5 protein-coding genes and 1 pseudogene are annotated in these 5,334 nt (G+C 60.4%); 2 read left to right on the forward strand and 4 right to left on the reverse strand.

The window, feature by feature from the left end; translation table 11 throughout:
• The 4 genes from ACCAA_RS02870 to ACCAA_RS02885 all read right to left on the reverse strand — a co-directional run.
• On the reverse strand, positions 1-2,123 hold a 2,123-nt coding region (locus ACCAA_RS02870; protein WP_186405748.1), incomplete at its 3' end, for a DEAD/DEAH box helicase family protein.
• A 94-nt stretch (positions 2,124-2,217) separates the two neighbouring features.
• Complete coding sequence (locus tag ACCAA_RS02875) at positions 2,218-2,526, reverse strand: HVO_A0114 family putative DNA-binding protein (protein ID WP_186405749.1); 309 nt, start codon at positions 2,524-2,526, stop codon at positions 2,218-2,220.
• 380 nt (positions 2,527-2,906) lie between these two features.
• Entirely contained in the window at positions 2,907-3,287 is a 381-nt protein-coding gene (locus tag ACCAA_RS02880; protein WP_186405750.1) for a type II toxin-antitoxin system VapC family toxin, read from the reverse strand.
• Positions 3,284-3,529 carry a type II toxin-antitoxin system Phd/YefM family antitoxin gene (locus ACCAA_RS02885; RefSeq protein WP_186405751.1) on the reverse strand — a complete coding sequence of 82 codons (246 nt, stop codon included), beginning with the start codon at positions 3,527-3,529 and terminating at the stop codon, positions 3,284-3,286. The genes ACCAA_RS02880 and ACCAA_RS02885 overlap by 4 nt, the downstream gene beginning before the upstream one ends.
• A gap of 320 nt (positions 3,530-3,849) precedes the next feature.
• On the opposite strand from ACCAA_RS02885, the pseudogene ACCAA_RS02890 reads away from it, so the two are divergent.
• Together ACCAA_RS02890 and ACCAA_RS02895 are read left to right on the forward strand one after the other, a co-directional pair.
• Positions 3,850-4,425, forward strand: a pseudogene (locus tag ACCAA_RS02890) (type I restriction-modification system subunit M N-terminal domain-containing protein); the annotation flags it as partial.
• A 176-nt stretch (positions 4,426-4,601) separates the two neighbouring features.
• A complete protein-coding gene (locus ACCAA_RS02895) occupies positions 4,602-4,766 on the forward strand; it encodes a hypothetical protein (RefSeq protein WP_186405752.1) in 165 nt (54 codons plus the stop codon).
• Positions 4,767-5,334: the final 568 nt, after the last annotated feature.

The following is a 5,334-nucleotide window of genomic DNA, read 5'->3' on the forward strand; positions in this document are numbered from 1 at the left end:
CCGCTACCGGCTGCCGCCTGATTGAGGGGCGGTGCCGGCGAGCGGGGGGCTAAACGATTACCCTCGAATTGCTCGAAGAACATGCGGTCGATCTTCATGCCCTCGGACGTGATCTGCTCGACACGCATTGAAGCGAGGATGTCGGTGCCGAGATGCTCATACGTGCCGTCCACGACCACCGGGCCTTGACCGCTCCCTTCCTTGTTGCCCATTCCTCTGGGCGCGGGGAGCTTCAGCACTTCGTCGTAATTGAATTCTTCTTCGAAGTATTCACAGTTGGCGAAGAAATCGAAGAGCTTGAAGGCCGTTTTCTCCGGGTGCTGCACGCCTTCCTTCAGGCTGTCGTCGAAGAGCAGCTCGCGGAAGTCGTGCTTGCGGGTGCCGCGGCCCTTGATCTGGATGAAGTCGGTGGGCGAAAAGATGGGACGGAAGAGACCGAGGTTGAGGATGTCGGTGCAGTCGTAGCCGGTGGTCATCATGCCGACCGTCACGCAGACACGCGCCTTGCTGGTCTTGTAGGCAGGGATGAAGTTGCCCGACCCGAGCAGTTTGTTGTTGCTGAAGTTGATGGTGAACTGCTGGGCGTCGGCTATCTGGGAGGTTACCTGCACGGCGAAATCGGACTGGTACTTGCCGGGGAACATGCGGTCGGCCATTTGATTGAGTATCTGCGCCAGCTTGGCGGCGTGGTTCTGACTGACCGCAAAGATGATCGACTTGCCGATTTCGCCGCTGACCGGATCGCGCAGAGCGTTTTCCAGAAACGTCTTGCACAGGAGCTGGTTGGTGGCGTCCGCGAAGAAACGCCTCTCGAACTCGCGTTGCTTGAAGGCCTGCTGTTGATCGTCGCCGGCGTCATCTGTGAACGAGACGACGAAGCCTTCTTCGGAAAGCAGCGTGGTGGTGACCTCGGTGCGGGCGTCCACCACCGTCGGATTGATCAGGAAGCCCTCCTTCACGCCATCGAGCAGGGAGTAGCGGAAGGTCGGCTGGCTGTTCTCGCAACCGAAGGTGCGGTAGGTGTCGAGCAGTAGGCGCCGCTCGGCCTCGCGCGGGTCGCGGGTGCCTGGTTTCGATCTGTCGAACCGCCGGAGGTAATCGCGCGGCGTGGCGGTGAGACCCAGCTTGTAGCCGATGAAGTAATCGAAGACGGCGCGGGCATTGCCGCCGATGGAGCGGTGTGCTTCGTCGGAGATGACGAGATCGAAGTCGGTCGGCGAGAAGAGCTTCTGGTACTTGTTGTTGAACAGCAGGGATTGCACGGTGGTGACGACAATCTCCGCGCGTCGCCAGTCGTCCCGGTTCTCCTTGTAGATCACCGTCTGAAAGTCGGCGGACAGCACCGCTGCGAAGGCTTTCTTGGCTTGGTCCTCGAGCTCAAGGCGATCGACCAAGAACAGGACGCGCCGGACGTTGCCGGAACGGAGAAACAGCTTGATGACGGCGGCGGCAGTCAGTGTCTTGCCGGTGCCGGTAGCCATCTCGAACAGGAAGCGGTCCTTGCCGTCGCCGACTGCGGCCTGAAGCCTGTAGATGGCCTTGAGCTGATAGGGCCGGAGAAAGCGCAGCTTGTTGGTCTGGACGTATCCGGGGCGCTCGGCCTCGTTTTGCCAGGCAGCCTCCGATTGGTAGTTCGGGCGCTGGGTGCGAACGATGTAGTCCTCGCCCACCTGCTCTTCGATCAGACGCTGTGGATTGGGGGTGACCTTCTGGTAGCCGGTGACCGAGTCCGATGTCGGAAACGAAGTGATGACGTACGGGTTGCCCCGTTCGAGATCCCAGAAGTAGTGCAGGTTGCCGTTGGAGAGGATGACGAAGCGGCAGTTCTGCGACTTGGCGTACTTGCGGGCCTGCTCCTTCGCGACGAGCGGATTCTTGTCCTCAGCTTTGGCTTCGAGGACGAGCAGCGGGAAGCCCTTCGCGTCGAGCAGGAGAAAATCGACGAAGCCCTTTGTGGTCTTTTCGAAGTTGTCGCCGAGCGCGTCCAAGTCGGTTGACTTGAGTGTGACGCTGGGTTCAAGGCGGATATTCGCAGGCGCGGTGCCATCCTGGAAGAAACGCCAGCCAGCCGCTTCGAGCAGTTTGTTGATCTTGATACGGGCTGTGGCTTCCTTATCGGGCATTCAGGGTCCAATTACAGCGATGGTGGTCAAGCGGCATAAGCGAATAGCGTTTATCTGCGGCGCCGAAAGCGTCCGATCCGAACGGCAGCGTCTTTTACGCCGCCTGATGTAGATGCATGTCGACATGAATATCGTTGAACGGGCAGCGCAGGCCGCCGCGCTCGGTGCGCTCGATCAGTCCTAACCCGACCAGTACCCCTGCGTCCTCGTGCACCCGCTTTACATCGCGGCCAACGCGGCGCGCCAGTTCGCGCACCGGCACTTCACCAGCGCCCTGCAGGGCATGAACCAAAGCCCATCGACGCTCAGTCAAGTGCGAAAAGAAAGCGCCAGCCGATTCGAAATTAAGCCGCTCCCCTTGATACGACTCAGCCTTGAACGCCGCCTGCGCCGATGCGCGCAACTTTGAAGGAGTGCTCGGAGGGTGGTGCCGGCGCTGGCAGGCGCCAGACCACCATCTCAATACCCGTTTCATCATTGGCCGCATCATTGAAGCGGGTAATCAATTCGGTTTCACGTGAGCAATTTTGCCAACGCGGAGTGCTGTTGTTAACAAAGCCAACAACACAGTCTGACTCGAATTGATATCCCCCTCACAAGTGGGCATCAGCCAGGCCGAGGTCGAGGACATGTACCACATTATGGCGATCACCAGCTGCGAAGACCGCTTCGTGATCCCCACGACGCACCGCGAATACGCCAAGAACACCTTCAAGGTTCTCGGCGCGCTGCTCGAACTGGCTGGTGAACAGGCGTAGCCGACGGACAGACCATGATTCTTCATCATCCCTTCACGACCCCATCCAACCGAAGTTCCAGCATCGCCGCATCGCGTGTCAGCAGCGTCAATCGCTCATCTTGGGACTGTGCGATGAGCAGTCGGTCAAATGGGTCAGCGTGTGCACAAGCCAGACTGCGCACGGCTTCAATGTGGCGTGGCAAGATCGGCAGCAGGACAAAATCCTGCGCTTCGAATTGTTCGGTGATTGTGCCTGGCGGCAAAGGTAGTTTGCCCCTGGCGTTTTTCAGCACCATTTCCCATATGCTGGCAGCGCTTACAACGATTTCGGATTGTTCGATGATCTCCTGCGTGGCTTTGCCCAAACGTGTGTCGGCTGTCATCCACCAATAGATCAGGTGGGTGTCGAGCAGGTATCGCTTCACGGCAGTTCGCTACCAGCGAGTGCATCGGCGATGGCTGCATTTGTAACGGGCGTATCCCAATCATCTTGAGCTTTGGGCAGCGCCGACCATGCGCCTGGTTTGCGCGCGGAGTCCTGCGCGCCAACTTTAACCAGCCTGACGACAGGTACACCCTTGTTGGCGATAACCACATCCTCGCCCGCCAGCGCGGCCTGCACTAGTTTGGAAAGTTGGTTTTTCGCTTCGAGCATGTTGAATTGCATGTTTTAATCCCTTGTTGACTTTCGCTTGGTGCGTGCAGTGTAGCCCTACTTGGCCAAGGTAGCCAACAGCCAACTCAAGGCCGAGCTGCGCGCCTCGCTCGTTCGTCTCCGCGGAGACCACGGTCGCAGACAATGCTTCGGTTCAAATGGGCGGCGGTGGCGGTAAGCTTGGCGTCATCAAAAAGGACTCGATCTGCCGAACCGCCGCGTTTTTCACTCGTATGCGCGTTGCTGTGGGCGGGCGAGCCGTGAGGTTCTCCCCACTCCCGATCACGGCCCTGTGAAACCCACTGATACGCTGCAACACGATGAAGGACTCCATGGCAAAGGCCAAGGTCAATGACACCACCGCGCCGCTCGACTTCGAGGCCAAACTCTAGGCCGCCGCCGACGCGATGCGCAACAATATGGACGCCGCCGAGTACAAGCACGTCGTCCTCGGCCTGATCTTCCTCAAGTACATCTCCGACGCTTTCGAGGCCAAGCACGCCGAACTGGAGGTGCAGCGCGGTGATGGCGCCGATCCCGAGGACCCGGACGAGTGCCGTGCCATCAGCATCTTCTGGGTTCCCAGGGAAGCGCGCTGGCAGTACCTCAAGGCCAGCGCCCCGCAGGCGACGATCGGCACGCTGGTCGACGGCGCGATGGCGGCGATCGAGCGCGACAACCCGTCACTCAAGGGCGTGCTGCTGAAGGACTGCGGCCGTGCCGGCCTCGACAAGCAGCGGCTCGGGCAGATCATCAACCTGGTCAGCGGCATCGCGCTGGGCAGCGCCGCCGATCGCGCCAGGGACACGCTCGGCCGCGTGTACGAGTACTTCCTCGCGCGCTTCGTCAGCGCCGAGGGCAAGAGCGGCGGGCAGTTCTACACGCCGTCGCACGTGGTGCGCGTGCTGTGGCGCGACGAGCAGGGTTACCCGCAGACGCAGCGCCTGTCGGACCTGCCCGGTGTGCCCGATTTCGTCGAACACGGCGCCCTGCTCGGCCATCTCTGGATGGAGGGCCAGCTTGGCGTGGGCGATCCGCTGGTCGACCAGGGGTCGCCGACTCGCCCGCTGCGGGCGCACAAGTCATGACCGTAGTGCATCTGGAATTCCTGGTCGAGGAGCCGTCGATGGAGGCCTTTCTGCGCACTCTGCTGCCGCGCCTGCCACCTGATGATCGTGGCTTCGAGGTGCATCCGTTCCAGGGCAAGAGCAACCTCCTGGGCAAACTGCAGGCCCGCCTGCGCGGCTAGGCGCAGTGGCTGCCGGAAAACTGGCGCATCGTCGTGGTAGTCGACCGCGACGACAACGGTCCTGGAGCAGGCGGAGGTGCTGTCACGGACGTGGGCGGTCGTCTGAGAAGGTCCCGGTCGGGCGCACGACCAGTGTCATTCGCCGTAAGGAATGCGAGTTGCCACCGTCCGTCGTGCGACAAGTGGGGCGAGATTCGGACGACTTTTCAGTGGCTCCCGGGACGGAATTCGAGATTGACGCTGCTTTATGGCGGGGCATATACTTCAAACCGAAGCCAGAATGGAGGCCTGCCACATCGAAGGTGGGATATATCTTCAGGTAACGCAAGATGAAGGCGAGCTGCTTCCCCGTCGTTTCGAGCTAGCCTTTCGGGTCGTCGACTGAACGTACTTGATCTCTCCATTCAGGAGCTGTTCCTGCTGGATGGCAAGACAAGCGCCCTTGAAGAAGTTTTCCGACATTCATGCAGCCACCCTGTGAGAAAGGACAGTGTCGTAATGTTGGAGGTAAGCGTTTAGCCCCCCTACCACACGTACCGAGCAGGTTGGTGCGGAGCGCAGCGCTTGC

It is taken from the genome of Candidatus Accumulibacter aalborgensis (assembly GCF_900089955.1).
Lineage (GTDB): Bacteria > Pseudomonadota > Gammaproteobacteria > Burkholderiales > Rhodocyclaceae > Accumulibacter > Accumulibacter aalborgensis.